The following is a 27,000-nucleotide window of genomic DNA, read 5'->3' as shown; positions in this document are numbered from 1 at the left end:
GGCACGCATGAGGAGCGCATGATGTCAGATTGTTCGCACGATCCGTATGCGCAGCACTACATTCACTGCCTGCCGTTCGGCGCGCAGCCCTGCGGCGCGCTCGGCAAGTCGCCGCGCACGCATTTCCGCGTGTGGGCGCCGGCCAGCATGCACGTTCAGCTCGAACTCGATACCGGTAATGGCACGACGCTCGTCCCGATGACGGCCGCCGGTCGGAACTGGTTCGAAGCGTTCGTCGAATGCGGTGCGGGCGCGCGTTACCGTTACCGGCTCGACGATGTCGTGTCGATTCCCGATCCCGCGTCGCGTTCGCAGCCCGACGGGCTCAACGGCCCGAGCGAGGTCATCGATCCGCGCGCGTTCACGTGGCGCAACACGTTCTGGCGCGGACGTCCGTGGGAAGACATCGCGCTGTACGCGATTCGTCCGCACGCGGTGGGCGGCTTCGACGGCGTGCGCCGCCGGCTGCCGCAGCTTGCGCGTCTCGGCGTGACCGCGCTGGAGTTGCTCGCGTCGCCGCACGACAGCCTGCCTTTCGCGCCGCTCGCGGCCGAGGGTGGCCCCGATGCGCTGAAGGCGCTGATCGACGACGCGCACGGCTACGGTCTCGCGGTGCTGCTGGAGCTCGATTACGCACGCTTCGGCAGCGGCACCGACGCACTGCGCCATTACGCGGTGCCGTTCTTCCATACGCGCGACGATCCGCTGCAGGCGCCGCCGCTCGCGCTCGATCATCCGGAAGTCTGCGACTTCTTCTGCGACAACGCGATGTACTGGATCGACGAATACCGTTGCGACGGGCTGCGGCTGCGCGAGGCCGACCGGATCGGCGCGTCGTGGCTGCGCGAGATCGCCGACCGCGTGCGCGCGGCCGTGCCGGCCGACCGGCTGATCCACCTCGTGCTAGGCAGCGAGCGTCATCCGGTGCATCTGGCCGATACCCATTTCGATGCCCAGTGGAACGGTTGCGGCGAACGCGCGCTGCATCGGTTGACGGACCGCGGCACGACAGCGCACGAAGGGATTTCGGCACACCAGTCGATCCATACGCTGGCCCGTGCATTGACCGCGGCCGGCGCGGCGTTCCAGCCGGCTACCACTGGCGACGGCCCCTGCGCCGAAGGGCTGGCGCTGACCTCGCTGGTGCTGTCCGACGGCGTATGGCGCGAGAGCGAGCATGGCGAGCTCGAGACGCCGGGGCTCGCCGCGCTCGCGCTGTCGCTGCTGACGCCGCAGATCCCGCTGATCTTCGACGAAACCGCGCGCGATGCCGATCGGGCGCATTTCGTGCAGTCGGCGCTTGCCGTGCGCGCGAAGCTGATTGCGCCGCGGCTGGCCGATTGTCGGCCGCGGGACGCGCACACGTTGAAGGCGGGCGGTGACGGCGATGCCGATGCGCTGGTGGCGTCGTGGCAGCTCGCCGACGACGAGACGCTGACCATCGCACTGAACCTGTCGCCCGACGCGTTGCCGTTCGATGCGCCGAGAGGGCAGGTCGTGTTCGAGACGCCGGCGCGCGCACGCGACCGGATCGACGAGGGGGATTTGCCGCCGTATTCGCTCGTTGCGTGGCTGACGGGGGACGTCAACCACTACGCGCTCACACACGACGTGCGCCGGCTCGACGACAGCACATGGCGCGGCATGCGCGCCGATCTGAACTGAACGCTTAACGCGCGGAAGGCTGGGCGCTGGCGCGCCCGGCCGCACTCCACTCACCAGAAGCTTCGAATGCCCGCGACGCCATACGCGCCGTGGCGGCGCGCGTCGTCGAGATGCGCGCGCGTCATGCCGCCGAGCGCATAGACCGGCATCACGGCTTGCGCGGCCAATGCCGCGAAGCGCGTCCAGCCGAGCGTCGGCGCGCCGGGATGGCTGAGCGTCGGCAACACGGGCGACAGCGTGACGAAATCCACGCCTGCGCGCGCGGCTAGCACGAGATCGTCGGCCGCATGGCAGGCGGCCGACACGCGGCGCGCGGCCGGCAGCGGCCGTTGTGCGACGGCGCGCAGCGCGGCGCTGTCGAGGTGCCAGCCCGCGCCGTCGAGCTGCATTACGCTGGCCGCGTCGATCGGCCCGTTGAGCATCAGTTGCGCGCCGGCCGCGGTGCAGCGCGCGAGCGCATCGGCGGCCAGCCGCGCGAACGCGGCCGCGTCGAACGATTTCACGCGCAATTGCACGAGCGTCTCGCCGCGCGCGAGCACGGCGGACAGTCGCTCGAGGAACGCCTGGCAATCGGCGGCCGACGCGGACGCCGGCTCCGGCGTGATCACGCAGCAGCGCGGCAGCGTCGCACTCATCGCATGCGGCGAGGGCGGGAAGGGCGTGAAGCGCGAGCGGTGGCCGTCATTCGTCGGCCTCCTTCGCGGTCTTCGGATAGACGCGCACCAGCACGATGCGCGGCCCGTTCATCTTCTTCACGACGACGTCGAAGCGATCGAACGACACGCGCTGCCCTTCGGTCGGCAAATCGCTCAATGCCTGGATCACGAGGCCGCCGACCGATTCCGCGCGGCCTTCGTCGATGTCGATGCCGAGCGCCTGCTCGAGCGACACGACGGGCAGGCTGCCCTTGCCCATCAGCGTGCCGTCGTCGAGGCGGGTCCAGTCCGAGTCGCCCTGGCGGAATTCGTCGTGGATCTGGCCGACCAGCGCGCCGAGCAGGTTGTCGAGCGTCAGGAAACCGATCGGCTTCTCGCCCTTGTTGCCGACCAGCGCGAAGTGCGGCGCGCCCTTGCGGAAGCGGCGGAACAGCTCCAGCGCCGGCGTGTCGGGCTTCACGTACTGCACCGGGCGCACGTAGTCGGACAGGTCCTCCAGCGCCGCGCCCGCATGACGCGCGAGCAGCAGGTCCTTCAGGTGGATCAGCCCGCTGACCTGTTCGCGCGACGCATTCTCGAACAGCGGATAGCGGCTGAAGCGGTGCCGCGCGACGATTTCCATGTTGTCGGGCAGCGGCAGGTCGCGGCGCAGGCCGATCATTTCATGCGCCGGCCGCATCAGGTCCGACACCGTCATCGACGAGAAATCGAGCGAATGCGCGAGCGTGTTCCACTCGTCGTTGGTGTACGTGCCGCGCGCGGGCTGCGCCGTATTGCCCGCGGCGCTGCGGCGGCCGCGCAGGATCAGCTTCAGTTCGTCGGTCGAGTAGTGCGCATCGCCGCCGTGGTCGGCCGACAGCCCCGCGAGCCTCAGCACCGCGTTCGCGCTGCTGTTGAGCACCCAGATCGCCGGATACATCGCCCAGTAGAACGCATAGAGCGGCAGCGCGACCCATAGGCCGACCTTCTCCGACTGGCGGATCGCCATCGATTTCGGCGCGAGCTCGCCGACCACGATGTGCAGGAACGAGATCAGCGAGAACGCGAACACGAGCGAGATCAGGTGCACGATGCGCTCGGACTCCACGCCGATCAGGTCGAGCAGCGGGCCGATCAGCTCCGCGAACGCCGGCTCGCCGACCCAGCCGAGGCCGAGCGACGCGAGCGTGATGCCGAGCTGGCACGCGGACAGATACGCATCGAGTCGACCGTGCACGACGGCGAGGATGCGCCCGCGCAGGCCGTGCTTGCGGGCGAGCGTCTTGACGCGCGTCGCGCGCAGTTTGACGAGGCCGAATTCGGCTGCGACGAAAAACCCGTTCAGGGCCACCAGGAACAACGCGCCGATGAGCGCGAAGATCTGTAACAAAGAATCGCTCCAGTCATGAAAGGCCCAACAGTATAGGGCCGGAAAGGAAGATGTAATGTGCCGGGCGGCCGATGGCTTAGCCCGCCGCCTCGCAGGGAACCGCGAGCGACAGCGTGACGACGGCGCCGTCGGCGAACGCGGCGTGCGTGAAGGTGCCGCCGTGCGCGAGCGCGACACGCTGGCATAGTGCGAGCACCCACGCGACGCGCTTCGCGTCGCGCGAGCGCAGCATCTCGCGACGTGCGAACGCGTCGAACGCGTGCGGCAGCGCCTGATCGGCGAGCGCCGCGGCGCTCACGCCGCAGGTGACATGCGCGACGCACTGCGCACCGTCGCGCGTGCACGCGAACGTCACGCGGTTGCCGGCGGCACTGGCTTCGACGGCCGTCGTCAGCATCGTCCAGAGCGCCTGCGCGAGGCGTTCGCGATCGGCGCTCAGTGACGGCTCGCCGTCGGGCAGCGTCGCATCGATGCTCACCTGCCGGGCGTCAGCGAGCGCGAAGCGCACCAGCGCGAGCGTGTCGTCGAGCAGCGGGCGCAGCGCGAACGGCTGCGCGGTGATCGCGAGCGTGCGCGTTTCCGCGCGCGGCGCGTCGAGCACGTCGTCGATCAGCGCAACCTGCTGATCGATCCCGGTGCGGATGCCCGCGAGCGCGCGCTGCAGGCTCGGATCGGCGTTCGCGAGCTGGCGCTCGAGCACATATGCCCAGCTGTGCATTGCATTCAGCGGGCTGCGCAGGTCGTGCGACGCGGTGGAAAGCGCCTGGTCGCGCAGGAACAGCGCGGCCTCGGCGGCATAGTGCGCTGCGCGTTCGCGCAGCAGGTCGGCGGCGGGATCGACGGGAATGGACGTCACGGAGCTGGTTTGTTGGATGCGGTTGTGATGAAAAACACGCGAATCGTCATTATAGGGATCGCGCGTGTCACGCCGGCAGCGCGTCCTCGTCCTTTTTCCGGGCGTCGCCGTTCGGCAGCAACTGGCACGCGAGCAGCCCGGCCAGCATCAGCGCGCAGCCGACCAGCGCGCGCAGCGTCAGCGTCTCGCCGAGCGCGGCCCAGCCGGCGATCGCCGCGAACACGCCTTCCATGCTGAAGATCACGGCCGCGTGCGCGGGCGCCGCGTCGCGCTGCGCGACGACCTGCAGCGTATAGCCGACGCCCACCGACAGCAGCCCGCCGTACAGCAGCGTCGGCAGCGCGCTGCGCAGCATCGCGACGCTGACCGGCTCGATCACGAGGCCGGCCGCGAGACACACCACGCCGCACGTGACGAACTGCAGGAAGGCGAGCACGAGCGGATCGTGCCGTTTCGCGAAATGGCCGACGGCCATCACGTGCGCGGCGATGATGACCGCGCCCGCGAGCTGGAACCAGTCGCCGTAGAGCACCGAGAAATGCTCGTCGATGCTGAGGAAATACAGGCCGATCGCTGCGAGCAGCGCGCCGAACCACGTGCCGGCGCCGATCCGGTGGCGGACGAACACGCCGATCAGCGGCACGATCACGACGTACAGCGAGCTGATGAAGCCCGCGTTCGCGATGCGCGTGTACTGCAGGCCGAACTGCTGCAGCGAGATCGACACGGCGAGCAGCGCGCCGAGCGCGAGCCCCGGCACCAGCAGCGCTGGTTCGCGGCGAATCGCCGCCAGTTGCGCGCGCGACGCCGGGTTGAACGTCAGCAGCGGGATCAGCACCAGGCCGCCGAGCAGAAAGCGCAGCCCCGTGAACAGGAACGGCCCGATCACGTCGAGGCTCAGCCGTTGCGCGACGAACGCCGAGCCCCAGATCGCGGCGGCGCCGAGCATCAGCAGGTTGGCGCGGAGGTGCTTGCGGGCTTCGGGCTTCATCGAATTCGTCAGAGGATTGCGGGCGGCGAAGCGCGTAGTTTACGCCGAGATTGCAAGACTGTCGGCAAACCTCCGCAAGGCGGCGGCCGCGCGGGTGTCGCGCACCCGCGAATACAGCACGACCTGCGAGTGCGGCAGCGGCGGCAAGCCGAATTTCGCGCCGACGTCGACCAGCGTGCGCGGCGCGACGCGCCGGGCCAGCGGGCAGACCGCGAGCCCGGCCGCGGCGGCCGCCGCGACCGCCGCGACGCCGCCGCCCGTGAAGCGCTCGCGCCACGGCCGCCCCGCGTGCTCCAGCGCGCGCAGCGCGGCGGCTCGCACGCCGCATGGCCCGGCCAGCACCGCGAGCGGCAGCGGCTCGCCCGCGCGCGGCGCCCAGTCGGGCGCGGCAAGCCATGCGAGCGGTTCGGTAAACAGCAGCGTGCCGTCGTCGCGCGGCGGGTCCTCGCCCGGCTCGTGCCGCACGATCGCCGCGTCGAGCCGGCGTTCGTCGTATTGCGCGAGCAGGTTCGACGACGTCCCCAGATGCATTTCCAGCGACAGCCCGGGATCCTGCCGGTGCAGGCTCGTCAGCACGGCCGGCAGGTCGGGCACCGCGACGTGCTCGCTGACGCCGAGCGACAGCCGGTGCACGCCGGCCGAAATCGCGCCGAGCGCATGGTCGTGCGCGTCGAGCAGCGCGCGGGCGGCGGGCAGGAAGTTTTCGCCGTCCGCCGCCAGCTTGACGACGCGCGGCGTGCGCGCGAGCAGCGGCTTGCCGAGGTGCGCTTCGAGCCGCTTCAGCTTCAGGCTGACGGCCGACTGCGTGGTGCCGAGCGCGTCGGCGGCGCGCGTGAAGCTCGCGAGATCGGCGACCAGCACGAACGCGCGCACCGCATCGAGGTCGAGTACTTTCATTTCAGATGTAAATGAATGAAATATGGATAGATGACTGTTCATTATAGTTCTGCGCGCCTAACCTGACGTTGCGTTCCCGATTTTCAACGTCATCGAAAGGAGCAGGACCATGCCATTCACCCGAATCGCAGTGCGCGAAGGCAAACCGGCCGCCTACCGCGCGGCGCTCGTCGACGGCGTGCATCGCGCGCTGATGCACACGTTCAACGTGCCCGAGGACGACATCTTCATGGTCGTGACCGAGCACTCGGCCGAGAACTTCGTGTTCGGCCGCCACTACTTCGACATCGAACGCAGCGACGATCTCGTGATGATCCAGATCACCGCGAACAACACGCGCACGCTCGAGCAGAAACGGGCGCTGTACCGGACCATCACCGAGAACCTCGCGCGGCAGCCCGGCGTGCGGCAGCAGGACGTGTTCATCAGTCTCGTGGAAGTGCTGAAGGAGGACTGGTCGTTCGGCAACGGCATCGCGCAATACGCCGTTTGATGCGCGACAGGGCGGCAGGGCCGGATCGTCGCCCGCGCGTTTTCGCGCCGTGTACTATGGAAGCCGATTCGCGGACGACGCCGGCACGCAGGATGAGCCGGCGCTTCTTCATGTGCGGGAGCCTCCATGTCGCGTGTGCTGGAAATCGTGTTGTGCCTGTCGCTGGATGCCTGGCAAGTCAAGTCGGGAAGCCGGGCCCGTGGCGAGCCGCGCGACTTCGGCGCCGAACTCGTCCGTGCGTGGCGCATCTGTCCGCAGGTGCGGATGCGGCGCGGCCACGAGCGCGTGACGATCGAGCCGTGCCAGGTCGAGGAGGCCGAGCCGAGTCCCGGCGAGTGCTGGTGGACGTGGATCGAGTCGAACGCGCAGGGGCGGCGTGTCGTCGCATCCCGCACGAAGGCATTTGCGCCCGGCGTCATGGCGCGCGAGCGGTTCGACGCCGAGCATGCCGGCATTGCCGTGGCCACGCCGCCCTCAGCGCCGGCGCCGCGCACCGATCCGGAATCGGCGTCGGCCACGGGCGCGGATACGACACCCGGCCCCGTTGACCAAGCGGCCGTCGCCGCATCGTCCGGGCCGGCGCCGTTGCGGCTCGTCGCCGAGCGGCGGCGCGGGCGATGGGCGGACGACAGCGGCGTGGTGGTCGAGATGACGCTCGACGACGTCACGCTGCACGGGGGCGCCGAGCTGCCGCGCCGCCATGTCGAGCTGCGCCTGGCGGCGCCCGACTGGGAAACCGTCCCCGCCCGCACGGCCGCGCTGCGCGCGCTGTTCGCCGCCGCGCGCGAGCTCAGCGGCGCATGGCCCGCGTTCATGCAGCTGACCAGCGTGATCGATCGCGCGTGCGCGGGCGAGCCGGGTGTCACCGGGCCGGTCAAGGCGAAACTCGTCGACCTGACCGGCATCCGCACGCAACGAACCGCGCTGTTCGCGCTGTCCGGCGACATCGCCGCGCAATGGCTCGGCAACGAGGGCGGCGTGCTCGATCGCGACGATCCCGAATTCGTGCACCAGATGCGCGTCGCGCTGCGCCGGCTGCGCACGCTGATGCGCTTCTTTCCGCGCTTCGCGGACGATCAGTGGCAGGAAACCTTCGGTGTCGACCTGCGCTGGCTCGCGTCGCTCCTCGGCACGGTGCGCGACTGGGACGTGTTTTCGACCGAAAGCCTGCCCGCGCTGATCGCGGCCGATGGCGGCAGCGCCGACTGGAACGGCACGCTCGACGCCGCGCGTGCGCAGGCGACGGCGGCGCGCATCGAACTGCGCCAGGCGCTGCATTCGGCACGCTATGCGCGGCTGACGCTCGGCTGGCTCGAATGGCTGAGCACGCTCGCGCTGCCGCCGGCTGCCGGCGACCACGACGCGCCGTCGCTGCGGCGACACGCGACCAAGCGCGTGCGGCGGCTGTTCGGCCATCTGTATGCATCGCCGTCGCTCACGTCGCTCGATACGGCCGCGCGGCACCAGGTGCGGATCGACGCGAAGCGGCTGCGCTATGCGCTCGAATTCTTCGCGTCGCTCGCGTCGCGCCGCACGCGCAACGAAACAGTCAAGACGCTCGCGCGCGTGCAGAGCGTGCTCGGCGAAGCGAACGACACGATTGTCGCTCAGCATCATCTCGAGCAACTGGCGGCACCCACGTATCAGCTCGGTTTCGTACGCGGCTACGGTGCCGCGCTCGAGCAACGCGCGGCGCACGACGCCGAGGCGCTGCTCGCGAGCCTGCGTCCGCCGAGACTCGACGGCAAGCCGCGTTGAGCGGCGCGCGCTCCCTATAATGGCCCCCCGTTTTCTGCAGACCCACCCATGAGCGACACGTCGCCTCCTTCCTCCTCCGCCGGACCGCTCGGACTGGGCGGCGAACTATGGCTGCGCGCCGGCCCGCAGACGCTCGGCGGCGCGACCCGCATCGCGCTGCTCGCGGCGATCGGCGACACCGGCTCGATCACGCGCGCGGCGAAGGCCGTCGGCCTCAGCTACAAGGCCGCGTGGGATGCGATCGATACGATGAACAACCTGGCCGGTGAGCCGCTCGTCACGCGTTCGACGGGCGGCAAGGGCGGCGGGGGCACGACGCTGACGCCGCGCGCGACGTCGCTGATCGCCGCGTTTCGCACGATCGAGCGCGAGCATCGCCGCTTCATCGACGCGGCGAGCGCGGCGGTGTCCGGCTTCGACGTCGATTGGGCGCTGATCGGCCGGATCGGCATGAAGACGAGCGCGCGCAACCAGCTGTTCGGCAAGGTCGAGACGATCGTGCGCGGCACCGTGAACGACGAAGTGACGCTCGTGCTGCCCGGCGGGCAGGTGATCGTCGCGGTGCTCACGCACGAAAGCGCAGACACGCTCGGCCTGGCGCCGGGCACGGATGCGTGCGCGCTCGTGAAGGCGTCGTGGGTCGTGCTGGCGGTCGCCGATGAAGCCGAAGCCACATTGAAGGTGTCCGCGCGCAATCAGTTGCACGGGACGGTCGAAACCGTCGCGGCGGGCGCGGTGAACAGCGAGGTGACGTTGGCGCTCGACGGCGGCGGCACGCTGACGGCCGTCATCACGAACGACAGCGTCGGAGCGTTGCAACTCGACGTTGGCCGGCGCGCGATCGCGCTGTTCAAGGCATCGAGCGTGATTCTCGCGGTGACGGGCTGATCGCGCGCGCGGTTTTCGCTTTCGACGACTGTGGGACGACGACGCGAAACCGGCGCCGCCCGACGTGCACGACGCGCCGCTTTCGATCCCGTTGTTCCAACTTATGCCGCCGTGCGGCTTCCGTCAGGCCCCCGCGTGGCCGCCCGGGCCACGGCCGTCGTGCGCGCCGACGACGCGCGTCGGCCACTCGGCGTGCGGCGTTGCGGCCAGCACGCGCCCTTCGCTCAATTGCACGACCTGGTCGCCGAACGCGGCGACGTCGTCGGGATCGTGCGAGATGAGCACCATCGGGATATCGAGGCGCGCCTGCAGTTCGGCGAGCTCGTGGCGCATGCGCTGGCGCATCGCGCCGTCGATTGCCGCGAACGGTTCGTCGAGCAGCAGCACGTGCGGCTGCGCGACCAGCGCGCGGGCCAGCGCGACGCGCTGCTTCTGTCCGCCCGACAACTGCGATGGAAACTGGCCGGCGAGCGCGTCGAGCTCGAACGCCTGCAGCCAGTACGCGACTTCGGGCGGCACCGTCTTCGCGCGCGGGTTGCGCAGGCCGGGCGTGAGCCCGAACGCGATGTTCTGGCGTACGTTCAGGTGCGGGAACAGCGCGTAGTCCTGGAACAGATACGCGACGCGGCGCGCGCGGGTCGGCACGTCGATGCCGCGCGCGGAATCGAACAGCGGTTCGCCGTTCAGCGTGATCGTGCCTTCGTCCGGCGACAGCAGGCCGGCGATCGCCTGCAGCGTCATGCTCTTGCCCGCGCCGGACGGCCCGAACAGCACGACGCGCTGCGTGGTGGCCGCGAACGACACGTCGAGCGTAAAGCGTCGCTCGGCGCTCGCGTAGGTCTTGCGGATGTCGACGACGACGCTCATGCGGGCCTCCGTCGTGCCGCGCCGCCCGCGCCGCCAACCGCGCGCACAACGGGCACGCGTGTCGCCGCGAAGCGATAACGATGCGATCGGCGCGTCATGTCGGCTGGCTCCGCCCGGCGCGCGACGGCACGAGCCAGCCGGTCGCGAGCAGCACGAGCACGCAGGTGATCGACGTCACCAGCACGAGGAAGTTGGCCGTGCTGTCGTCGCCGGCCTGCACCGCCGCATAGATCGCGACCGACAGCGTCTGCGTGCGGCCGGGCAGGTTGCCGGCGATCATCAGCGTCGCGCCGAATTCGCCGAGCGCGCGTGCGAAGGCGAGCAGGGCGCCGGCCAGGATGCCGCGCGTGGCGAGCGGCAGCGTCACGCGGAAGAACACCGCGGCTTCGCCGAGCCCGAGCGTGCGGGCCGCGCGTTCGAGGTGCGGATCGACACTTTCGAACGCGGTGCGCGCCGATTTGAGGATCAGCGGAAACGCGACGACCATCGACGCGATCACCGCGCCCTGCCACGTGAAGACGAGTTCGATACCGAGCTTGTCGAGCCACGCACCGAACACGCCGCGCCGGCCGAGCAGCACGAGCAGGTAATAGCCGAGCACCGTCGGCGGCAGGACGAGGGGCAGCGTCAGCAGCGAATCGACCACGTCGCGCATCGGCGAGCGCCAGCGCGCGAGCACGAAGGCGGCGGCGACGCCGAGCACGACGTCGAGCGCGGTCGCCCAGCCGGCGACCTTCAGCGACAACAGCAGCGGTACCCACGCGTCCTGCATCATCCCGTGCTCACTTGCCCGCGGGCTTGAAGCCGAACGTCGACAGCACGGCCTGGCCCTGCGGCGACGCGACGAAGTCGATGAACGACTGCGCCTGCGCGGCATGGCGGCTGTCCTTGACCACCGCGATCGGATAGGTGATGGCCGTCTGCGTCGGCACGGTCAGGGCGATCTTCACGCGGCCCGGCATGATCGCCGCGTCGGTGCCGAACACGAAGCCCGCGTCGACTTCGCCGCGCGCGACGTAATCGAGGCTTTGGCGCACGTTCGCGGCCAGCACGCCCTTGGCGCTGACGGCGTCCCACACCCCTGCCGCGCGCAGCGCGCCTTCGGTATAGCGGCCGACCGGCACCGATGCCGGGTCGCCGTACGCGATACGCCTCACGCCGGGCGCCGTCAGGTCGTTCAGCGACGTCGGCGCGGCCGCGTGGCTGTCCGCCGGCACGATCAGCACGAGCGAATTCGCCGCGAAATCGCGGCGTGTGCCGGGCACGATGACCTTTTCGGTGACGGCGCGATCCATCGCCTTCTGGTCGGCCGAAGCGAACACGTCCGCCGGCGCGCCCTTGGCGATCTGCTGCATCAGCACGTCCGACGCGCCGAAATTGAACAGCACCTTGGTGTCCGGATGCTGCTTGTGGTACGCATCGCCGACTGCCTTGAACGCGTTCGTCAGGCTCGCGGCTGCCGACACGACCAGCTCGTCGGCAGCGGAAGCCGGCGCGCTGAACGCGATGCCCGCGGCAAGCGTGGCGAGCGGCAACAGGCGCAGCAGGGTGCGGCGAAGCGGGCGGACGGTTGAGCGCATGGTCGGGTCGTTCGAATGGTTGAAAACCGTAATCGTAATATAGGGGAGGTTATAACGCTCGACATACCGTTCACGCGCCGGGACGCATGAAACCTTCAGACGTGAAACGCGGCGGGAGTGGCGTGCGCGCGGCCCGTCACGCGTGCAGCGACGGCAGTGACAACCCCGTGCGGTGCAGCGACGACGGCTGCGATGCCGGCCGATAGTTCGGATTGGCTTTCCAGCGGGCGCGGACGAACGGCCGCTCGTGCCCCGACAGCTCCAGCGCGACCTTGGTGACCCACTGGTGCGACGGCACCGTGATGCCATGCAGCGCGATCGTGACGAGCGCGAGGCTCGCGATGACCGCCGGCACCGACCAGCGGTGCGGCACCGCCTGCCACGAGCCGGCGATGAACACCAGTGCGGCGATCGCGCCGATGATGCAGCCGGTGATCGATTCGGACGGCGAATGGGCGGCGAGCGCGACGCGCGACACGCCGACCGCGATGCCGGCCGCGAGCCCGAGCGCGATGCCGGCGATCCGCACCGGCGTGCGCGTGCGGATCAGCGCGAGGAACATCGCGACGGGGTAGACCGACGTCGACAGCATCGCGTGGCCGCTGAATCCGGTGAAGTCCCACGCGCGGATCCCGATGCCCCAGCCGAGGAACGCGATCTTGGTGAGCGCGACAACCCCGATCGCGGCCGCGAGCACGCCGAGCCACGCGGCGGCGCGCTGCCACGAGTAGCCGAGCGCGAGCCATACGGCGATCGTGATCGCGAGCGGCAAGGTCAGGCCAGCGCCACCGAACGCGGTGATCGTGATCCACAGGTGAGACGGCAGGTCGAACATCGGGAAGGAACGGGCAGAGGCGGGACAAATGCTTAAATCAACGCGCGAGCCGGGCGGAACGACTACAACGGATACAAGCGGTTAAACCCCAGTATAGCGCCGCGGCCGGTCGAGGCCCGTTTTTTGCGCCGCCGGGAACTATCCGCGCGCAGGAAAAATCCCAGAAACAATGTTATGGTGCATTGCACAAAGTCGAACGATGCATCGAGTATCGTGCCCCTATTTTTCCTGACTGCGAGCCCGATTGATGACCAAAAGTCTGACGAAGGTATGGCTGGGCGGCGTGAAACGCATGCTGTCCCCGGCCGCCAAACGTGGGGCGCGCGATGCACAGCGGATCGCGCGCGATACGCTCGAGGCCGCGGCCTCGAGCGCCGCCACCGATCTGTCCCCGCCGCGCGAGTCGCGCGTGCGGCCGCGCGCGGCTGCATGGGCGGCAGGCGAGTGGACGCGTGGCGAGCATCCAATGGCGCCCGCGCTCGGCCGCCTCGTCCAGCAGCTCGCATACGGGCTTTATGTCCCGCCCGGCCGGCGGCGCGGGGCGATGCCGCTCGTCGTGATGCTGCACGGCTGCCAGCAATCGGTCGACGAGTTTGCGCAGGGCACGCGGATGAACCTGCTGGCCGACAAGCACGGCTTCGCGGTGCTGTATCCGGAGCAGTCGCAGCGTGCGCACGCGCATGGCTGCTGGCACTGGTATGAGGATACCGATCGCGCGGGTCGTGGCGAAGCGGATACGGTCGCGTCGCTCATCGATGCACTGGTCGACGAGCACGGTTTCGACGCATCGCGCGTCTACGTCGCGGGGTTGTCGGCCGGCGCGGGGCTGGCGGCGCTGCTCGCACTGCACCATCCGGATCACTTCGCGGCGGTCGCGCTGCACTCGGGCCCGGCGCTCGGCGAGGCGAATTCCGGCATCAGTGCGATGGACGTGATGCGGCGCGGGCTCCGAGAGAACCCGGCGGCCGTGCTCGACGCGCTGATCGACGCCAGTGCGTATCCGGGCATGCCGGCCCTGATCGTGCAGGGTGACGCCGACCACGTCGTCGCGCCGAAGAATGCGGACCAGCTCACGGTGCAGTTCATGCGCCTGAACGGGCTCGCGGACAGCCGGGGCGCGCTGCGCGGCGGCGAGCGCGTGGAGACGCGCGAGGCGGGCGCGCACATCACCGACGTGCGCCGCGACGGGGAGCCGGTCGTGCGGCTTTGTCACGTCAAGGGGCTCGATCATGCGTGGGCCGGCGGCGACGAAGCCGTACCGTTTCATGCGGCGATTGGCCCCGATGCGAGCGCGATGATCTGGTCCTTTTTCGAACAGAATCGTCGGACTGTGGCGACCGAACGACGCACCGTCTGATCGACGCTAGCCAAGGACTAGGGTTTTCCCTATAATTCGGGAAAACCCTAGTCAAAGAACCCTTGGATTGCGAGATCGACCATGTACCTGCTGAGCCACCTCTTCCTGATGCTGACCAAGAACGCTGAAAAGGCCGCAAAAGAGCGCGCCGACGCGTACCTGTCCGAAGCCACCGACATCTATGACCTCGAATTCCGCATGCGCAAGATCGATCGCGAAGCGGCGATGAACCGTCCGTTCTCGTTCGGCTCGCGTTAAGCAGCGCAGCGCGGGCCGGCTCGTCAGCCGGTCCGGCGAATCACGCAAAAGGGCGTGTGCGGCAAGTAGCCGCACACGCCCTTTTTGCATTCGGCGTCGCGTGGCGCGTCAGATGACCGTCAGGCGTACCGGCACGTTGTTGCGGGTCGCGTTCGAGTACGGGCACACGTGGTGCGCCTTGTCGACCAGCGCCTGTGCGTCGGCCTTGTCGAGCCCCGGCAGCGACATGCGCAATTCGATGTCGAGCCCGAAGCCGCCTGCGTCGTTCGGGCCGATGCCCACTTCCGCGGTGACTTGCGTGTCGGCCGGCAGCGTCTGCTTGTTCTGGCCGGCGACGAATTTCATCGCGCTCAGGAAACAGGCCGAGTAACCTGCGGCAAACAGCTGCTCCGGGTTCGTGCCTTCCGCACCCGTGCCGCCGAGTTCACGCGGCGCGGCCAGCTTCACTTCCAGCTTGTTGTCGGCGGAAACCGCGCGGCCGTCGCGGCCGCCCGTGCTCGTGGCGCTGGTCTTGTACAGAATGTTCATCGTGCAGCTCCTGTCGGAAAAGGGGGAAAGCGGTCCGGTCGAACTGGGATGTCGCCGGCCACGAGATAAATATAGAACACAAATGATTTGTGTGCAAATGAAATTTTGAAGAAAAGGCTGACGCACCGGCCGGCTCGCGACCGGTCGGCTCGTCAGCCTTCGTTGGCGGCCGCCAGCGCGTTGCGCAGCTGCTGGAGATCCGCGCGCAGCCTGACCAGAAACTCGGGGGTTTGCTGCATCGCGCAAAAGAGATCGCCGGGCACCGAGCGCGCCTTGACCTTCAGCGCGCGGCCTTCCGCAGTCAAGCGCACGTTCACGACGCGCTCATCCGTCGCGCTGCGCACGCGCTCGACATAGCCAAGCGCCTCGAGCCGCTTCAGCAGTGGCGTGACGGTGGCCGGGTCGAGGTCGAGGCGGGCGGCGATGTCCTTCACCGCGATGTCGTCGCGTTCCCACAGCACGAGCATGGCCAGATATTGGGGATAGGTCAGCGACAGCTTGTCGAGCAACGGCTTGTACGCCTTCGTCATCGCATGCGAAGTCGAGTAGAGCGCGAAGCAGAGTTGCTCGTCGAGCGTCTGGGGCAGCGGGGGGAGGCGGTCCATGATTCGGGCGGCGCGGCGAACGCGCTAACGATTTGTACGCAAATTATTTTGCGCGCAAAAGATTCGATTGAACAGGGGCAACGCGTAGGGACCGGGTGGCAGCCGGAACCCGCGAAACCGGGGTCGGGCTGGCCGGGAAGGGATGGACGGCCGGCTGCGTGCGCCGGCCGGGTTGGCATCAGCGGCCGGCCGTGGGCGTCGGGGCGCCCGGTTCCTGCACGCCGAAGCAGCCGCGATAGGTCGCGTAGAACGAGCAGTACATCATCGTGACGATGATGATCGTCACCGGCATCATGATCGTCAGCACATAGGCACCGGCGCCGAGCGCCTGCAGCAGCAGCGACAGGCCGAACGACGAGCCGAGCGCGACGCCGAACCACAGCAGCCCGTATACGACGAATGCGCCGCGATTGCGCCAGCAGCTGACGACGCTGAAGAACAGCGCCTTGGCGGGCGGGATGTCGTGCCACGCGGTGAGCACCGGCGCGAACCAGAACAGCATCGCGACCGGCGCGTAGAGCAGGGTGGCAAGCAGCAGCGCGCCGACCGTGCCCTGCGCGGCAAGCGCTTCCGGCGTCGGACTCGTGTCGTTCGTCGCGCCCAGCATCATGTGGAGCAGCCCGCCGCCGTCCACGATGGACGACGCGGCGAACACCGCCACCATCAGCGCGACATAGACGAGGCCGAGGACGAGCAGCCGCTGCGTCGTCGCGGTGCCATACGAGCGGAAGCCGTCGATGAGGATCGTCGGCATCACCGGCTTGCCGGCGACCGTGTCGCGGCACGCGGCCATGAAGCCGACGGCGATGCCGGGGATGAACAGCAGCGGCAGCGCCGCGCCGATCACCGGCACCATCGACACCAGCGTGATGGCCAGCAGGTACGTGAAAAACAGCGTGATGAACGCGAGGGGGTTCCGGCGGAACAGCCAGATGCCTTGGCGGAACCAGACATAGCCCGCTTTCGCGGGTACTTCGATCAGTTGCATGCGGTATGGGTCTCGGGAAGCGCGGGCGTGTGGGCGATACGCTCACGCAGGATGCGTTCGAAATGACCGGGGTCGTGCGGTTTGAGCATTTGGGCCGCGCGCGGCAGGTAGAAGTCGTACAGGCGCGACACCCAGAAGCGGTACGCGCCCGCGCGCAGCATGTCGCTCCAGTGGCGGCGCTCCGCTGCCGTGAACGGCCGGACCGTCTGGTACGCACGCAGCAGCGCGTCCGCGCGCGCGACGTCGAGCACGCCCGTCGCGAGGTCGACGCACCAGTCGTTGACGGTCACTGCGACGTCGAACAGCCATTTGTCGCAGCCCGCGAAATAGAAATCGAAGAAGCCGCCGAGCCGTACGTCATGACCGGTGCCGGGCGCCGCGTGCGCGAACAGCACGTTGTCGCGGAACAGGTCGCAGTGGCATGGGCCGCTCGGCAGCGACGCATAGTCGTCGGACGCGAAGAACGCGGCCTGGTGCGCGAGTTCGCCCTCGAGCAGCGTGCGTTGCGCATCGGAGATGAACGGAACGATCGCCGGGACGTTTTCCTGCCACCACGGCAGGCTGCGCAGGTTCGGCTGGTAGCGCGCATAGTCGCGCCCCGCCAGGTGCAGGCGCGCGAGCATCTGTCCGACCTCGATACAGTGTTCGATCCCCGGCGCGAGTTCGGCGGCGCCGTCGAGCTTCGTGACGATCGCGGCCGGCTTGCCGTGCAGCAGGCCGAACAGCGCGCCGTCGTCGCGCGGGATCGGATCCGGCACCGGCACGCCGTGGCTTGCCAGATGGCGCATCAGGTCGAGGTAGAACGGCAGCTGTTCGGCCGTCAGCTTTTCGAAGATCGTCAGGACGTACTCGCCGCGCGTCGTCGTCAGGAAGAAGTTGCTGTTTTCGATACCGGACGGAATGCCGCGGAACGCCAGCACGTCGCCCAGTTCGTAGTGGCGCATCCATTGCGCGAGATCGGAGTCGGAAACAGCGGTGAAAACGGCCATGCGAGATGCGTCAGGTCAGTTGTCGGCACGCGCGCGGCGTGCGGCGCGACAGGAGGTGAAGGGAGCGCCGGTGCGCCGCGTGGCGACCGACGCGGCGCGGCGGGAAATCAGTAGCGCAGGTTCACCGACGGCAGGCGCGTGATCGGGACGCCCGCGTCGTGCGGCTTCGGCGACGTGTCGGGCGTCGAACTCATCTGGTAGCGCGTGCCGAAGTTCGACTTCACGTTGATCTCGACCGGTTTGCCGCGATCGCGATACTCGGTGACCTCGGTGCCGTTCCTGCTCTTTTCATGGAAGCTCGGCGTGCGGCGAATGTCGGCGAAGTCGACTTTCGACGTGACTTCGGCGCCGGGCCGGTTGATCTTGCGGAGATCGGGCAGGCCGGCGGCTTCGTTGGCCTCGGCCCGCGCCTGCGCGTCGGCGTCGGGCGTGCTGCCTGCGGCGTAAGCGGTGCCGACGGCGGCAAACATGCCAGCAAATGCGGCAGCAGCGGCGACGAGAATGAGCGGCTTCATGATGAGTCTCCAGTGAACCCACCGATTTTAGCAAATACTGGGCGCTGCCCGGCCCTCATGTGCAAGCGACTTGCAAGCAGGCGGCCATGAGCGTGACCGGGTTCCGTGGTAATGTCGTTCGATCAGATGAGGTATCGAAAATGAAGAACGATTTGAGCCGCCGGCACCGGATGCTAATGCCCGAGAGCCCGCCTGTCGAAGCATTCGACGATTCCGTCGCCGCCGTCGCGCGGCTGTCGGCCATCTACGACACCAATACGGGCTTCCTGCGCGACGCGTTCGCGCGTTATCGCCGCCACGAACCGATCACCGAGCACGTGCGCGCGTGCTATCCGTTCGTGCGGATTCGTACCGAGGTCAATACCCACGTCGATTCGCGCCGCTCGTACGGCTTCGTCGCGGGCCCGGGCGTGTTCGAGACGACGGTCACGCGTCCCGACCTGTTCGCGAATTACTATCGCGAGCAGCTGCGCCTGTTGGCGAAGAACCACCATGTGAAGATCGAGATCGGCGTGTCGTCGCAGCCGATTCCGGTTCACTTCGCGTTCCCCGAAGGCATCCATCTCGAAGGCGAACTCGACCGCGACCGCCTGCTCGCGATGCGTGACATCTTTGATACGCCCGACCTGTCGTACCTCGACGACCGCATCGTCAACGGCACGTTCGAGCCGCAGCACGGCGAGCCGCATCCGCTCGCGCTGTTCACCGCCGCGCGCGTCGACTTCTCGCTGCACCGGCTGCGTCACTACACGGCCACGTCGCCCACGCACTTCCAGAACTACGTGCTGTACACGAACTACCAGTTCTACATCGACGAATTCGTGAAGCTCGGCCGCACGATGATGACCGAGAGCGACGATCCCGAAGTGCGCGAGTACCGCAGCCAGTACAGCGCGTTCGTCGAGCCGGGCGATGTCGTCACGTACAACGCGAACCTCGGCAGCGAGCCCGTCGAGGGCGTCGCGCCGCCGCGGCTGCCGCAGATGCCCGCGTATCACCTGAAGCGCGCGGACGGCAGCGGGATCACGATGGTCAACATCGGCGTCGGTCCGTCGAACGCGAAGACGATCACCGATCACATCGCGGTGCTGCGTCCGCATGCGTGGGTGATGCTCGGCCACTGCGCGGGCCTGCGCAACACGCAGCGCCTGGGCGACTACGTGCTCGCCCACGGTTACGTGCGTGAGGATCACGTGCTGGATGCCGACCTGCCGCTGTGGGTGCCGATCCCGGCGCTCGCCGAAGTGCAGCTCGCGCTCGAGCGCGGGGTGGCCGAGGTCACCCGGCTCGAGGGCGCCGAACTGAAGCGCGTGATGCGCACGGGGACGGTCGCGAGCGTCGACAACCGCAACTGGGAGTTGCGCGATCACCGCGAGCCCGTGCAGCGGTTGTCGCAGAGCCGCGCGATCGCGCTCGACATGGAAAGCGCGACGATCGCCGCGAACGGTTTCCGCTTCCGCGTGCCGTACGGCACGCTGCTGTGCGTGTCGGACAAGCCGCTGCACGGCGAGCTGAAGCTGCCGGGCATGGCCGACACGTTCTATCGCGGGCAGGTCGACCAGCATCTGCAGATCGGCGTGAAGGCGATGGAGATCCTGCGCACGAACGGGCTCGACAAGCTGCATAGCCGCAAGCTGCGGAGTTTTGCGGAAGTGGCGTTTCAATAACGCCGCACGCCGCCGCGCCCCAACGACAAAGGCCACACGCGAACCTTCGTTCGCGTGTGGCCTTGTTCGTTGCGCTTCAGTGCGGGCGTACCGGCCCGATGTTCAGTTGCTTAGCACTCGCCTTTCTTCGCGTGTCCCGGCGGGCAGTGATAGCCGCCGCGGCCTTCGTGACCACGATGGCGCTGGTGATCTTCCCACTCGCGGCGTTCCCAGTAGCGACGGCCGTCCCAATAGCGGTCGCCGTGCCAGCCGACGATCACCACGGGCGCAGGCGCGACGACGACCGGTGCGGGCGTGCCGATGTTGACGTCGACGTTGACGGCGTGGGCGAGGCCGGACAGTGAAAGACCGAGGCCGGCGAAGGCAAGGGCAATCAGCGAGCGTTGCATGTTGTTTTCCGTGATGTCGTTGTAAAAGGCCGGCGCGACGCGATGGACGCGAGGGGGGATCGTGCCCACCGGGGGGACGCCACGCCGACGAGATGCAGTGTGCGGGCATCGCGCGAAAAAGGCGAGGCGTGTTTGTTACGGTGGATTCCAGGCCGGCGGCCCGACCCGGATCAATGGCCGGCCGCACGATTTGACAATGACGGGCGCAGGCGCGGAACGGGGCATTCGCGTTGCGCGGCACAGGCTGCCCCGATTTGACATTCGGCGGTGCGTAAACGTGCAGCGGGATTAACGCGGCGTTACAAAATGACACGCGGCAGGTGGCGAAATCGCCATGCCTGCCGCGCGGGGTGCGGATGCGCGATGCCGGCCGTGAGGCCGGCCATCGACATCGATCGAATTACAGATAGAACATGCGGTCTTCTTCAGGCCGCGGCGGCTGGCCGTCGCCGTCCGAGCCTTCTTCCTCGCCGCTGTCCTCGTAGAACGCGAGCACGGCGTCGAGCACCTGGTCGGGATCGTCGATCACCTGCATCAGATTCATGTCTTCCGGATTGATGAGGCCCATCGGAATCAGCTGGTCGCGGAACCATTGCAGCAGCCCCTGCCAGAACGCGCTGCCGACGAGGATGATCGGCACGAGGCGTGACTTCTTCGTCTGGATCAGCGTGAGCACTTCGGACAGTTCGTCGAGCGTGCCGAAGCCGCCCGGCATCACGATCACCGCGTCGGAGTTCTTCACGAACGTGACCTTGCGCGTGAAGAAATGACGGAAGCGCAGCGAGATATCCTGGAAGTGGTTGCCCGCCTGCTCGTGCGGCAGCTCGATGTTCAGGCCGACCGACGGCGCCTTGCCGGCGTGCGCGCCTTTGTTCGCCGCTTCCATGATGCCGGGGCCGCCGCCGGAGATCACCGCGAAGCCGGCGTCGGACAGCTTGCGCGCGATCTGCACCGCGAGCTTGTAGTGCGGCGTGTCGGGTTTGAGACGGGCAGAACCGTAGATGCTGACAGCCGGGCGGATCTCCGACAGGTACTCGGTCGCCTCGATAAACTCTGCCATAATCGTGAACATCTGCCACGATGCGCGCGCCTTCTTGGCCGTCGCGCGTTCTTGATCTGCGAGCGAACGCAGACTCGGAATCACTTTTCTCTTGTTCATAATGCCTGAAGAACGAAATCTGGAAGGTAAGACCCTGCTATTGGTTGACGGTTCGAGCTATCTGTATCGGGCTTACCATGCGATGCCTGATCTGCGTGGCCCTGGCGGGGAGCCGACCGGAGCGCTCTACGGAATCATCAACATGCTGCGCCGTATGCGCAAGGAAGTCAGTGCAGAGTATAGCGCTTGCGTGTTCGATGCAAAGGGCAAGACGTTCCGCGACGACCTTTATGCCGACTATAAGGCAAACCGTCCGTCGATGCCGCCCGACCTCGCGTTGCAGGTCGAGCAGATCCACGGCGCGGTGCGCGCGCTCGGCTGGCCGCTGCTGATGGTCGAGGGCGTCGAGGCCGACGACGTGATCGGCACGCTCGCGCGCGAAGCCGAGCGGCACGGGATGAACGTGATCGTGTCGACCGGCGACAAGGATCTCGCGCAGCTCGTGTCCGACCGCGTCACGCTCGTCAACACGATGACCAACGAGACGCTCGACCGCGACGGCGTGATCGCGAAGTTCGGCGTGCCGCCCGAGCGGATCATCGACTACCTCGCGCTGATCGGCGACACCGTCGACAACGTGCCGGGCGTCGAGAAGTGCGGGCCGAAGACGGCCGTGAAGTGGCTGTCGCAATACGACAGCCTCGACGGCGTGATCGAACACGCGGGCGAGATCAAGGGCGTGGTCGGCGACAACCTGCGCCGCGCGCTCGACTTCCTGCCGCTCGGCCGCACGCTCGTGACCGTCGAGACGGCCTGCGATCTCGCGCCGCATCTCGAATCGATCGAGGCGTCGCTGAAGACGGACGGCGAAGCACGCGACCTGCTGCGCGACATCTTCGCGCGCTATGGCTTCAAGACGTGGTTGCGCGAAGTCGAGAGCGCGCCCGCCGAAGGCGGCGGCGCCGATGCACCGGAGGGCGACCCTGCGCCGGTGATCGCGGCGGACATCGTCCGCGAATACGACACGATCCAGACCTGGGCGCAATTCGACGCGTGGTTCGCGAAGATCGATGCGGCCGAACTCACCGCGTTCGACACCGAAACCACCGCGCTCGACCCGATGACCGCCCGCCTCGTCGGCCTGTCGTTCTCTATCGAGCCGGGCAAGGCCGCGTATCTTCCGGTCGCGCATCGCGGCCCCGACATGCCCGAGCAATTGCCGATCGACGACGTGCTCGCGCGCCTGAAGCCATGGCTCGAATCGGCCGATCGCAAGAAGGTCGGCCAGCACCTGAAGTACGACGCGCAGGTGCTCGCGAACTACGGCATCGCGCTGAACGGCATCGAGCACGACACGCTGCTCGAATCGTACGTGCTCGAATCGCACCGCACGCACGACATGGACAGCCTCGCGCTGCGTCATCTGGGCGTCAAGACGATCAAGTACGAAGACGTGGCCGGCAAGGGCGCGAAGCAGATCGGTTTCGACGAAGTGGCGCTCGAGCAGGCCGCCGCGTATGCGGCCGAGGATGCGGACATCACGCTGCAGCTTCACCAGGCGCTGTATCCGCAGGTCGCGCGTGAAGCGGGCCTCGAGCGCGTGTATCGCGACATCGAGATGCCGGTATCGCTCGTGCTGCGCAAGATGGAGCGCACCGGCGTGCTGATCGACGACGCGCTTCTGCAGGCGCAAAGCACCGAGATCGCGACGCGCCTCATCGAGCTCGAAGGGCAGGCGTACGAACTGGCCGGCGGCGAGTTCAATCTCGGCTCGCCGAAGCAGATCGGCCAGATCTTCTTCGAGAAGCTGCAGTTGCCGGTCGTGAAGAAAACGCCGAGCGGCGCACCGTCGACCGACGAAGAAGTGTTGCAGAAGCTGGCCGAGGATTATCCGCTGCCGAAGCTGCTGCTCGAGCATCGCGGGCTGTCGAAGCTGAAGTCGACCTACACCGACAAGCTGCCGCGCATGGTGAATCCGGCAACGGGCCGCGTGCACACGAACTATGCGCAGGCCGTCGCGGTCACGGGCCGGCTCGCATCGAACGATCCCAATCTTCAGAACATTCCGGTGCGCACGGCCGAAGGCCGGCGGATCCGCGAAGCGTTCATCGCATCGCCCGGCCACCGGATCGTGTCGGCCGACTATTCGCAGATCGAACTGCGGATCATGGCCCACATCTCCGGCGACGCGTCGCTGTTGCGCGCGTTCGCGCAAGGCGAGGACATCCACCGCGCGACCGCGGCCGAAGTGTTCGGCGTGACGCCGCTGGAGGTCAACTCCGACCAGCGCCGGATCGCGAAGGTGATCAACTTCGGGCTCATCTACGGGATGAGCGCGTTCGGCCTCGCGTCGAACCTCGGCATCACGCGCGATGCGGCGAAGCTCTATATCGACCGCTACTTCACGCGCTACCCGGGCGTGGCGCAGTACATGGAAGACACGCGCACGGCGGCGAAGGACAAGGGCTACGTCGAAACCGTTTTCGGCCGTCGCCTGTGGCTGCCGGAGATCAACGGCGGCAACGGCCCGCGCCGTCAGGCCGCCGAGCGCGCGGCCATCAATGCACCGATGCAGGGCACGGCGGCCGACCTGATCAAGCTGTCGATGATCGCGGTGGACGACTGGCTCACGCGCGACCGGCTCGCGTCGCGGATGATCATGCAGGTGCACGATGAACTGGTGCTCGAGGTGCCCGACGACGAACTGTCGCTCGTGCGCGAGAAACTGCCGGAAATGATGTGCGGTGTGGCGAAGCTGAAGGTGCCGCTGGTCGCCGAAGTGGGCGCCGGCGCGAACTGGGAAGAGGCACACTGACGCACCCCCGTGCGATTCCCGCTTCCCGCGGCATATTGTTGCAGGGATGCTGAATATCGAGATGGTTTGCTTGTGGTCAACGCGCAAGCTCCCGGACAATGCAAGTGAGTCAGATCATTGTCGCGGGGGCGGCGCGGCCCGCGTTCCGGAATCGGCGCATCGAAGTGTTTCGAACTGCACATCGATGATGTCCGAACCGGTTAATCCAACGGGCGGCGCGAATGGATGCGTGTGCATCGTCCGGCGGCAGCAGTTTCGAATCGCAAAGGGGGAATCAGATGCATCGGATCATCATCGTAGGCGGAGGCGCGGGCGGCCTGGAACTGGCGACGCGGCTCGGCGACCGTTACGGCGCGCGCGCCAATCGTCCCGCGCGTGCGCTCGTCACGCTCGTCGACCGCAATCCGACCCACATCTGGAAGCCGTTGCTGCACGAAGTCGCGGCCGGCAGCATGGACCCGTTCACGCAGGAACTCGAATACGCGGCGCAGGCGCGCTGGCATGGCTTCGAGTTTCAGCAGGGCGAACTGACCGCGCTTGACCGCACGGCGAAGCGCATCACGCTGTCGCCCGTCAACGACAGCGATGGCGAGGAACTGCTGCCCGCGCGCGATCTGGAATACGACACGCTGGTGATCGCGATCGGCAGCACGACGCACTTCTTCGGCGTGCAGGGTGCGGCCCAGAACGCGATCGCGCTCGATACGGTCGGTGAGGCCGAGCGCTTTCGCAAGCGTTTGATCGCCGCATGCATGCGCGCCGAGCACCAGGCGCCGGCGCAGCCCGCGCCGGGCGCCGCGGCTGAGCCGCGCATCCAGGTCGTGATCGTCGGCGGCGGCGCCACGGGCGTCGAGTTGTCCGCCGAGCTGCGCAATACCGCGCAGGTGCTGTCGGTGTACGGGCTGCACAAGCTCGACCCGCGACACGACGTCGGCATCGTGCTGATCGAATCGGGGCCGCGAATTCTCCCGGCGCTGCAGGAGCGCGTGTCGACCGCGACGGCCGAACTGCTCGAAAAGCTCGGCGTGCGACTGATGCTGGCCGAGCGCGTGACCGAAGTCGCGCCCGGCGTCGTGCACACCGCGAGCGGCAAGGCGGTGCGTGCGGATCTCACGGTCTGGGCGGCCGGCATCAAGGCGCCGTCCGTGCTGTCGAATCTCGATGGCCTGCAGGTCAACAAGCTCGGCCAGCTCGACGTGCGCCGCACGCTGCAGACCTTCACCGACGACAACATCTTTGCGCTCGGCGACTGCGCGGCATGCGCATGGCCCGGCAACGAACGCAACGTGCCGCCGCGCGCGCAGGCCGCGCATCAGCAGGCGAGCTTCCTGCTGAAGGCGATCGGATGCCGGCTCGACGGGCGTCCGCTGCCCGAGTTCACGTATCGCGATTTCGGTTCGCTCGTGTCGCTCGGTCACTTCAGTGCGGTCGGCAACCTGATGGGCGGGCTGATCGGCGGCAACATGCTGATCGAAGGGCTGTTCGCGCGGTTCATGTACATGTCGCTGTACCGGCTGCATATCGCGGCGCTGCACGGCTATCCGCGCATGATGCTCGATACGGTCGCGCACTGGCTGCGCCGCACGACACTGCCGCGCGTCAAGCTGCACTGACCGCGGTTCGTGCACCGGGCGGGCAGGGAATGCGCATCGAGCGCGTTTCCTGCCCGTTGTCTTTTTCGGGCGCAGAATGACTGCCCATGCGCCGCACGTCTTTTCGTTTCAATCCGAAAGCATTCGATCGCGTAGCGGCGCTCGTTGCCCGCATCCCGCACATGGGCGGGGAAGGGCCGGTGGGCGGGCCACCGACACCACGATCGATATGACGGGATCGCACCGTCGTAATCGAGTCTTACACATCTGACAGTTGACGCGACAACGGATTATTGGGCATCTTGTGCGGGTTTCCGCTTGCGGCGGTGTGCCAACCGCCGCGACATCCGCGCCGTCCGCCGGCGCGATGCCCCGTCAGGCCGGATCCGTGGCCGTGACGGCGGCGCCCCATTCGAGGAGTGCATTCATGTTGAAACCCGAAGTCGACAGCCTGGTTCCCCACGTTCCGTTCTCGCGCCGCAAGTTCATGCAGGCCGCGCTGGGCGGCACCTTCGCGGCGGCCGTGCTGCCCGTGTCGGCGCAGACCATCACGACCGACAGCGCCGGGCTGGACGTCGACACCATCGAGATCCGCTCGGGCGACGCGAGCATCCCCGCGTATCGCGCGCAGCCGGTCGACAAGACGAACCTGCCGGTCATCATCGTGATCCACGAGAGCTTTGCCGTGCACGAGCATATCGCCGACGTTTGCCGTCGCTTCGCGAAACTCGGCTATCTCGCGATCGCGCCGGACTTGTTCGCGCGCCAGGGCAATGCGTCGAAGTACCCGACGATCCAGGCGCTCGTCGACAACATCGTCAGCAAGGTGCCGGACCGCCAGGTCACCGAGGATCTCGATGCGACCGTCGCGTGGGCCGGCAAGAACGGCGGCGACCTGTCGCGTCTTGGTGTGACGGGGTTCTGCTGGGGCGGTCGCCAGGCGTGGCTGTATGCGGAGCACAATCCGCACGTGCGCGCGGCCGTGGCGTGGTATGGGTTCGTCGAGGGCAAGACCGACGAGATGACGCCGTTCAATCCGGTCGATCATGCGGCGTTGCTGAAGGTGCCGGTGCTCGGGCTGTACGGCGAGAAGGACACGAACATCACGCAGGCGTCGCTGGCCGACATGCGCAAGGCAATCCAGACCAGCGACTCGAAGCTCGCGCGCCAATCCGAGATCGTCGTATATCCGGATGCCGGTCACGCATTCTTCGCCGATTACCGGCCGAGTTACGTGAAGGGCGATGCCGAGGACGGCTGGAAGCGCGCGATCGAGTGGTTCCACAAGTACGGCGTGATGTAAACGACACGCGGCGGCAAATGCCGCCGCGTCGTCTTGCGCA

The 27,000-nt window shown here is 67.8% G+C and carries 26 protein-coding genes; 10 read left to right on the top strand and 16 right to left on the bottom strand.

Features of this window, described 5'->3' with window-relative positions; genetic code table 11:
* Positions 1 to 21: 21 nt before the first annotated feature.
* A complete protein-coding gene (locus tag SB771_RS02170; RefSeq protein WP_175659775.1) occupies positions 22 to 1,665 on the top strand; it encodes a DUF3459 domain-containing protein in 1,644 nt (547 codons plus the stop codon).
* A gap of 50 nt (positions 1,666 to 1,715) precedes the next feature.
* Here the strand turns inward: SB771_RS02170 and SB771_RS02165 are convergent, their stop codons facing one another.
* The 5 genes from SB771_RS02165 to SB771_RS02145 all read right to left on the bottom strand — a co-directional run bounded on the left by SB771_RS02165 (position 1,716) and on the right by SB771_RS02145 (position 6,434).
* On the bottom strand, positions 1,716 to 2,300 hold the full coding sequence (locus tag SB771_RS02165) for a thiamine phosphate synthase (protein WP_175659598.1): 585 nt from the start codon (positions 2,298 to 2,300) through the stop codon (positions 1,716 to 1,718).
* Positions 2,301 to 2,346: 46 nt separating this feature from the next.
* Complete coding sequence (locus tag SB771_RS02160) at positions 2,347 to 3,690, bottom strand: hemolysin family protein (RefSeq protein WP_012365614.1); 1,344 nt, start codon at positions 3,688 to 3,690, stop codon at positions 2,347 to 2,349.
* Positions 3,691 to 3,766: 76 nt separating this feature from the next.
* Positions 3,767 to 4,546 carry a sensor histidine kinase gene (locus SB771_RS02155; RefSeq protein WP_175659597.1) on the bottom strand — a complete coding sequence of 260 codons (780 nt, stop codon included), beginning with the start codon at positions 4,544 to 4,546 and terminating at the stop codon, positions 3,767 to 3,769.
* A gap of 67 nt (positions 4,547 to 4,613) precedes the next feature.
* Positions 4,614 to 5,537, bottom strand: coding sequence for a DMT family transporter (locus tag SB771_RS02150; RefSeq protein WP_175659596.1), 924 nt, complete (start codon positions 5,535 to 5,537; stop codon positions 4,614 to 4,616).
* Between the two features lie 39 nt (positions 5,538 to 5,576).
* Entirely contained in the window at positions 5,577 to 6,434 is an 858-nt protein-coding gene (locus SB771_RS02145) for a LysR family transcriptional regulator (protein ID WP_012365617.1), read from the bottom strand.
* Between the two features lie 109 nt (positions 6,435 to 6,543).
* Between SB771_RS02145 and SB771_RS02140 the strand changes: the two genes are divergently transcribed.
* From SB771_RS02140 to SB771_RS02130, 3 genes are all read left to right on the top strand, one after another.
* Positions 6,544 to 6,927 (top strand): tautomerase family protein, encoded by a 384-nt coding sequence (locus SB771_RS02140; protein WP_011658272.1) that lies wholly within the window; start codon positions 6,544 to 6,546, stop codon positions 6,925 to 6,927.
* A gap of 126 nt (positions 6,928 to 7,053) precedes the next feature.
* Positions 7,054 to 8,685: a CHAD domain-containing protein gene (locus SB771_RS02135; RefSeq protein WP_175659595.1), complete on the top strand. Its 1,632-nt coding sequence runs from the start codon at positions 7,054 to 7,056 to the stop codon at positions 8,683 to 8,685.
* 48 nt (positions 8,686 to 8,733) lie between these two features.
* Positions 8,734 to 9,573 (top strand): TOBE domain-containing protein, encoded by an 840-nt coding sequence (locus tag SB771_RS02130; RefSeq protein WP_175659594.1) that lies wholly within the window; start codon positions 8,734 to 8,736, stop codon positions 9,571 to 9,573.
* Positions 9,574 to 9,696: 123 nt separating this feature from the next.
* Here SB771_RS02130 and SB771_RS02125 read toward each other — a convergent pair whose 3' ends face one another.
* From SB771_RS02125 to SB771_RS02110, 4 genes are all read right to left on the bottom strand, one after another.
* Positions 9,697 to 10,440 (bottom strand): ATP-binding cassette domain-containing protein, encoded by a 744-nt coding sequence (locus SB771_RS02125; protein ID WP_138848534.1) that lies wholly within the window; start codon positions 10,438 to 10,440, stop codon positions 9,697 to 9,699.
* 94 nt (positions 10,441 to 10,534) lie between these two features.
* Complete coding sequence (gene modB / locus SB771_RS02120) at positions 10,535 to 11,212, bottom strand: molybdate ABC transporter permease subunit (RefSeq protein WP_034177091.1); 678 nt, start codon at positions 11,210 to 11,212, stop codon at positions 10,535 to 10,537.
* A 10-nt stretch (positions 11,213 to 11,222) separates the two neighbouring features.
* Complete coding sequence (gene modA, locus SB771_RS02115; RefSeq protein ID WP_175659593.1) at positions 11,223 to 12,020, bottom strand: molybdate ABC transporter substrate-binding protein; 798 nt, start codon at positions 12,018 to 12,020, stop codon at positions 11,223 to 11,225.
* 136 nt (positions 12,021 to 12,156) lie between these two features.
* Positions 12,157 to 12,855, bottom strand: a complete 699-nt coding sequence (locus tag SB771_RS02110) for a phosphatase PAP2 family protein (RefSeq protein ID WP_175659592.1) — start codon at positions 12,853 to 12,855, stop codon at positions 12,157 to 12,159.
* Between the two features lie 247 nt (positions 12,856 to 13,102).
* Here SB771_RS02110 and SB771_RS02105 point away from each other — a divergent pair, with 247 nt between their 5' ends.
* Together SB771_RS02105 and SB771_RS02100 are read left to right on the top strand one after the other, a co-directional pair.
* Entirely contained in the window at positions 13,103 to 14,212 is a 1,110-nt protein-coding gene (locus tag SB771_RS02105) for a PHB depolymerase family esterase (RefSeq protein ID WP_175659591.1), read from the top strand.
* An 81-nt stretch (positions 14,213 to 14,293) separates the two neighbouring features.
* Entirely contained in the window at positions 14,294 to 14,470 is a 177-nt protein-coding gene (locus SB771_RS02100) for a DUF3563 family protein (protein ID WP_006753395.1), read from the top strand.
* A 108-nt stretch (positions 14,471 to 14,578) separates the two neighbouring features.
* Here the strand turns inward: SB771_RS02100 and SB771_RS02095 are convergent, their stop codons facing one another.
* The 5 genes from SB771_RS02095 to SB771_RS02075 all read right to left on the bottom strand — a co-directional run bounded on the left by SB771_RS02095 (position 14,579) and on the right by SB771_RS02075 (position 18,095).
* The gene (locus SB771_RS02095; protein ID WP_175659590.1) at positions 14,579 to 14,998 is read right to left on the bottom strand and encodes an organic hydroperoxide resistance protein; all 420 of its coding nucleotides are present in this window, start codon (positions 14,996 to 14,998) and stop codon (positions 14,579 to 14,581) included.
* A 152-nt stretch (positions 14,999 to 15,150) separates the two neighbouring features.
* On the bottom strand, positions 15,151 to 15,603 hold the full coding sequence (locus SB771_RS02090; protein ID WP_165752729.1) for a MarR family winged helix-turn-helix transcriptional regulator: 453 nt from the start codon (positions 15,601 to 15,603) through the stop codon (positions 15,151 to 15,153).
* Positions 15,604 to 15,781: 178 nt separating this feature from the next.
* On the bottom strand, positions 15,782 to 16,591 hold the full coding sequence (locus SB771_RS02085) for a BPSS1780 family membrane protein (RefSeq protein ID WP_175659589.1): 810 nt from the start codon (positions 16,589 to 16,591) through the stop codon (positions 15,782 to 15,784).
* Entirely contained in the window at positions 16,582 to 17,580 is a 999-nt protein-coding gene (locus SB771_RS02080) for a homoserine kinase (RefSeq protein ID WP_175659588.1), read from the bottom strand. The genes SB771_RS02085 and SB771_RS02080 overlap by 10 nt, the downstream gene beginning before the upstream one ends.
* 107 nt (positions 17,581 to 17,687) lie before the next feature.
* Complete coding sequence (locus SB771_RS02075; protein ID WP_006753400.1) at positions 17,688 to 18,095, bottom strand: hypothetical protein; 408 nt, start codon at positions 18,093 to 18,095, stop codon at positions 17,688 to 17,690.
* A gap of 140 nt (positions 18,096 to 18,235) precedes the next feature.
* Between SB771_RS02075 and SB771_RS02070 the strand changes: the two genes are divergently transcribed.
* Entirely contained in the window at positions 18,236 to 19,762 is a 1,527-nt protein-coding gene (locus SB771_RS02070) for an AMP nucleosidase (protein ID WP_012365626.1), read from the top strand.
* A 110-nt stretch (positions 19,763 to 19,872) separates the two neighbouring features.
* Here SB771_RS02070 and SB771_RS02065 read toward each other — a convergent pair whose 3' ends face one another.
* Positions 19,873 to 20,151 (bottom strand): hypothetical protein, encoded by a 279-nt coding sequence (locus SB771_RS02065; RefSeq protein WP_011658287.1) that lies wholly within the window; start codon positions 20,149 to 20,151, stop codon positions 19,873 to 19,875.
* A gap of 400 nt (positions 20,152 to 20,551) precedes the next feature.
* Positions 20,552 to 21,310 (bottom strand): TIGR00730 family Rossman fold protein, encoded by a 759-nt coding sequence (locus SB771_RS02060; protein WP_011658288.1) that lies wholly within the window; start codon positions 21,308 to 21,310, stop codon positions 20,552 to 20,554.
* A gap of 1 nt (position 21,311) precedes the next feature.
* Here SB771_RS02060 and polA point away from each other — a divergent pair, with 1 nt between their 5' ends.
* The 3 genes from polA (at position 21,312) to SB771_RS02045 (ending at position 26,960) form a co-directional block, all read left to right on the top strand.
* Positions 21,312 to 24,065, top strand: a complete 2,754-nt coding sequence (gene polA / locus SB771_RS02055) for a DNA polymerase I (RefSeq protein ID WP_175659587.1) — start codon at positions 21,312 to 21,314, stop codon at positions 24,063 to 24,065.
* A 278-nt stretch (positions 24,066 to 24,343) separates the two neighbouring features.
* A complete protein-coding gene (locus tag SB771_RS02050) occupies positions 24,344 to 25,678 on the top strand; it encodes an NAD(P)/FAD-dependent oxidoreductase (RefSeq protein WP_011658290.1) in 1,335 nt (444 codons plus the stop codon).
* A gap of 406 nt (positions 25,679 to 26,084) precedes the next feature.
* Positions 26,085 to 26,960: a dienelactone hydrolase family protein gene (locus tag SB771_RS02045; RefSeq protein ID WP_175659586.1), complete on the top strand. Its 876-nt coding sequence runs from the start codon at positions 26,085 to 26,087 to the stop codon at positions 26,958 to 26,960.
* The last annotated feature ends 40 nt before the right edge of the window (positions 26,961 to 27,000 follow it).

The sequence above is a fragment of the Burkholderia sp. SIMBA_051 genome (assembly GCF_046534915.1).
Lineage (GTDB): Bacteria > Pseudomonadota > Gammaproteobacteria > Burkholderiales > Burkholderiaceae > Burkholderia > Burkholderia ambifaria.
Note: the sequence above shows the minus strand (reverse complement) of the source record. Positions and strands in the feature narration are given on the sequence as shown.

Excerpts from the sequence above, each read along its gene's own strand:
- SB771_RS02170 (WP_175659775.1), top strand. The coding sequence starts at position 22 with ATGTCAGATTGTTCGCACGATCCGTATGCGCAGCACTACATTCACTGC.
- SB771_RS02165 (WP_175659598.1), bottom strand. The coding sequence starts at position 2,300 with ATGAGTGCGACGCTGCCGCGCTGCTGCGTGATCACGCCGGAGCCGGCG.
- SB771_RS02150 (WP_175659596.1), bottom strand. The coding sequence starts at position 5,537 with ATGAAGCCCGAAGCCCGCAAGCACCTCCGCGCCAACCTGCTGATGCTC.
- SB771_RS02145 (WP_012365617.1), bottom strand. The coding sequence starts at position 6,434 with ATGAAAGTACTCGACCTCGATGCGGTGCGCGCGTTCGTGCTGGTCGCC.
- SB771_RS02140 (WP_011658272.1), top strand. The coding sequence starts at position 6,544 with ATGCCATTCACCCGAATCGCAGTGCGCGAAGGCAAACCGGCCGCCTAC.
- SB771_RS02135 (WP_175659595.1), top strand. The coding sequence starts at position 7,054 with ATGTCGCGTGTGCTGGAAATCGTGTTGTGCCTGTCGCTGGATGCCTGG.
- SB771_RS02130 (WP_175659594.1), top strand. The coding sequence starts at position 8,734 with ATGAGCGACACGTCGCCTCCTTCCTCCTCCGCCGGACCGCTCGGACTG.
- SB771_RS02125 (WP_138848534.1), bottom strand. The coding sequence starts at position 10,440 with ATGAGCGTCGTCGTCGACATCCGCAAGACCTACGCGAGCGCCGAGCGA.
- modB (WP_034177091.1), bottom strand. The coding sequence starts at position 11,212 with ATGCAGGACGCGTGGGTACCGCTGCTGTTGTCGCTGAAGGTCGCCGGC.
- modA (WP_175659593.1), bottom strand. The coding sequence starts at position 12,020 with ATGCGCTCAACCGTCCGCCCGCTTCGCCGCACCCTGCTGCGCCTGTTG.
- SB771_RS02110 (WP_175659592.1), bottom strand. The coding sequence starts at position 12,855 with ATGTTCGACCTGCCGTCTCACCTGTGGATCACGATCACCGCGTTCGGT.
- SB771_RS02105 (WP_175659591.1), top strand. The coding sequence starts at position 13,103 with ATGACCAAAAGTCTGACGAAGGTATGGCTGGGCGGCGTGAAACGCATG.
- SB771_RS02100 (WP_006753395.1), top strand. The coding sequence starts at position 14,294 with ATGTACCTGCTGAGCCACCTCTTCCTGATGCTGACCAAGAACGCTGAA.
- SB771_RS02095 (WP_175659590.1), bottom strand. The coding sequence starts at position 14,998 with ATGAACATTCTGTACAAGACCAGCGCCACGAGCACGGGCGGCCGCGAC.
- SB771_RS02090 (WP_165752729.1), bottom strand. The coding sequence starts at position 15,603 with ATGGACCGCCTCCCCCCGCTGCCCCAGACGCTCGACGAGCAACTCTGC.
- SB771_RS02085 (WP_175659589.1), bottom strand. The coding sequence starts at position 16,591 with ATGCAACTGATCGAAGTACCCGCGAAAGCGGGCTATGTCTGGTTCCGC.
- SB771_RS02080 (WP_175659588.1), bottom strand. The coding sequence starts at position 17,580 with ATGGCCGTTTTCACCGCTGTTTCCGACTCCGATCTCGCGCAATGGATG.
- SB771_RS02075 (WP_006753400.1), bottom strand. The coding sequence starts at position 18,095 with ATGAAGCCGCTCATTCTCGTCGCCGCTGCTGCCGCATTTGCTGGCATG.
- SB771_RS02070 (WP_012365626.1), top strand. The coding sequence starts at position 18,236 with ATGAAGAACGATTTGAGCCGCCGGCACCGGATGCTAATGCCCGAGAGC.
- SB771_RS02065 (WP_011658287.1), bottom strand. The coding sequence starts at position 20,151 with ATGCAACGCTCGCTGATTGCCCTTGCCTTCGCCGGCCTCGGTCTTTCA.
- SB771_RS02060 (WP_011658288.1), bottom strand. The coding sequence starts at position 21,310 with ATGAACAAGAGAAAAGTGATTCCGAGTCTGCGTTCGCTCGCAGATCAA.
- polA (WP_175659587.1), top strand. The coding sequence starts at position 21,312 with ATGCCTGAAGAACGAAATCTGGAAGGTAAGACCCTGCTATTGGTTGAC.
- SB771_RS02050 (WP_011658290.1), top strand. The coding sequence starts at position 24,344 with ATGCATCGGATCATCATCGTAGGCGGAGGCGCGGGCGGCCTGGAACTG.
- SB771_RS02045 (WP_175659586.1), top strand. The coding sequence starts at position 26,085 with ATGTTGAAACCCGAAGTCGACAGCCTGGTTCCCCACGTTCCGTTCTCG.